This window comes from Hyphomonas sp., assembly GCF_046313735.1.
In the GTDB taxonomy this organism is placed as follows: domain Bacteria; phylum Pseudomonadota; class Alphaproteobacteria; order Caulobacterales; family Hyphomonadaceae; genus Hyphomonas.
The window spans coordinates 1-2288 of the sequence record NZ_JBKBXW010000110.1 but is presented as its reverse complement, the minus strand read 5'-3'; the positions used below and the strand labels follow the sequence as shown (position 1 = coordinate 2288).

Below are 2288 nucleotides of genomic sequence, written 5' to 3'. Positions count from 1 at the left end.
GCGCAAGCCTGTCACGATCTTCGCCCTTCTGGGCTTCATGGTGCTCTGGATCTGGGCCATCGGCACCATCGGCACCCATATGACCGGCCTGCCCGGCTGGGTGCAGATGCTCTTCTACATCGCCGCCGGCACCCTCTGGGTCATCCCCCTGCGCCCTGTCCTCAAATGGATGAACGCCGCCGAACCACCCGAAGAGGATTGAGGCGGCTTATTCCGTCTGGTCCGGGCGGAAGACGACCGCAACCCGTGTGGTCGGGCGCCGGGGAGACAGCGCCTCAACATCTTCTGGCAGGTATCGCATGCTTTCCGCGGCAGCTTCAGCCGCCTCGCTGAAGACAGGATCGCTGCACTCCAATTGCGTCACTCGCGGAATGCCCGTTTCGGCAACGATATAGGAAGCTTGGCAGAATCCTTCCCTCCCACCGGCGGCCTCCGGGTAGGATACCTGCATGGGCATGACGGGCTCCGGCAAGCGTGGTCCGGGATCCCAGATTTCGATGGCGCTATACAGGATCGGCCAATCGAGACCCGCGTCTTCGGCCCAGCGCTCCGCCTCCGTCACCCGGCCAAGCTTCTGCAGGAAAATAACGACAGGACGGACGGAGCGCTCAGGACTCATCACCGTCTCATGATCCAGTTCAAACACTTCGATCGCCCGGTCGAGAGCCGTCGAATGGTCTTTGACGAAATTGAGCGCCAACATTTCGAGCCGCAATGCGGCGACACGCTCACACCGCGACAGCGGCAGTTGCTTCAACTCGGATATCAACCGCAAGCCCTCTGGAGTATCTTGATTCAATACGCTTTTTTCGGCTGGAAGATAAAGTGCCCCGGCCTCAGGACTAAACCGCACAGATCGGCAATCTTCGTTAGCCAGGGCAGATCCCGTTGCCAGACACATTGCTGCCAGAGTGAAGGCCAGACGTTGCATGGGATGAACTCCTTGCACCTCAGAAAGCTGACGCAACTTCCCGGCACAGTCAAGAAAAACACCCCCGGCAAGGATCAGCCGCACCCACCCTTATCCACGGGGTAAAGCCCGTATTTGCTGCAGTTCGTAGATTCGTATCCAACCCCGCGCGGGCCGTGAGATAATGTTTCTCATGTCCCGGTCCCGCCGCCCTTCCGCCACGCGCACGATCCGCCCCCTCGCGGGCAAGCAGCGCCGCGCCTATTGGCGCTGGCTGCGCGCGCAGGTCCGGCTCTTGTCGGTGTGCCTCTGGTGGCTGCAGCGCCTCCCGGATGGCCGCGTCAGATCCGCCTGGACCCGCATCGCGGGCCAGCGCCTCAGCGCCTACGGCCAGATCCTGCGCGCCCTGCTCGTCATCCTCGCGGCGGATGTGATGCGAAAGCCCCTGCCGCCGCCAAAGCCCTTTCCCGGCCCGGTGATACCGGACGGCGCACGCACCCCCGGCCCCCGCCGCGCCGCCCGCCATTTCTCGCTCAGCCTGAAGCAATTCACCTGGATGCCCAAACAGGCCGCGCGCCCCGCGCCAAGGCATTCACGCAAGCCAGGACCGCGCCTTCCGGCCCCCAATAGACTCGAAACCCGCCTCGCCGCCCTGCAAGCCGTCTTCGCCGCCCCGGAGGCGCACGCCGCCCGCATGGCCCGCCGCCTCCTGTCCCGCGGCCTCACGCCCCGGCGCGCAAAAGCGCTGATCCCGGAAGCCGCCCTATGGCTGATCGCCGACACAACTATGCCAGCCCCATTGCCGGCAGCTGCGCCGCCCTACTCCAACACATCCTGACGCTTGTCATCCCGAACGGCCAAAGGCCGATCCGGGACCTTCCCACCCCAATCCAAAACCTGTTTTCTCCAACCGGCCGCGGACCCCCGCGCGTCCGGCCACCCGTGCTGCAGGATATTTCCCTACGCCCACGCCCAGCTCGTCACTCCCGACCGGCGCAGCCGGTCTGGGGGCCCATCTCCCGTTCGCGCCGCCCGTCGCCGGGGAGAGATTTGGAATTGGGCGCCCAGATGGCCTGCGGCCATCGGGCGTGACGACAGCGACGAGTAACGAACCCGCTTAAATATGCAGCGCCCGTCCCTCAGCATCCAGCACCGCTTCATGCATCGTCTCCGACAGCGTCGGGTGCGGGAAGATCGTATGCATCAGGTCGGCCTCGGTCAGCTCCCCCTGCCGCGCGATGACATAGCCCTGGATCAGCTCGGTGACTTCCGCGCCGATCATATGCGCGCCGAGCAGCTCACCGGTCTTCTTGTCGAAGATCGTTTTCACGAGGCCATTCTCCGCCCCCAGAGCAATCGCCTTGCCATTGCCGATGAA

Annotated in this window: 3 protein-coding genes and 1 pseudogene; 2 read left to right on the top strand and 2 right to left on the bottom strand. The window is 64.4% G+C overall.

Annotation, left to right across the window (positions count from 1 at the left end):
* Positions 1–202: DUF2842 domain-containing protein (locus ACK4SV_RS16900; protein ID WP_409919011.1), on the top strand; the 202-nt coding region annotated here is incomplete at its 5' end.
* A gap of 6 nt (positions 203–208) precedes the next feature.
* Here ACK4SV_RS16900 and ACK4SV_RS16895 read toward each other — a convergent pair.
* Complete coding sequence (locus tag ACK4SV_RS16895; protein WP_409919010.1) at positions 209–931, bottom strand: hypothetical protein; 723 nt, start codon at positions 929–931, stop codon at positions 209–211.
* A gap of 172 nt (positions 932–1103) precedes the next feature.
* Between ACK4SV_RS16895 and ACK4SV_RS16890 the strand changes: the two genes are divergently transcribed.
* Positions 1104–1748: a hypothetical protein gene (locus ACK4SV_RS16890; protein WP_409919009.1), complete on the top strand. Its 645-nt coding sequence runs from the start codon at positions 1104–1106 to the stop codon at positions 1746–1748.
* A gap of 279 nt (positions 1749–2027) precedes the next feature.
* Here the strand turns inward: ACK4SV_RS16890 and ACK4SV_RS16885 are convergent.
* Positions 2028–2288, bottom strand: a pseudogene (locus ACK4SV_RS16885) (dihydrolipoyl dehydrogenase); the annotation flags it as partial.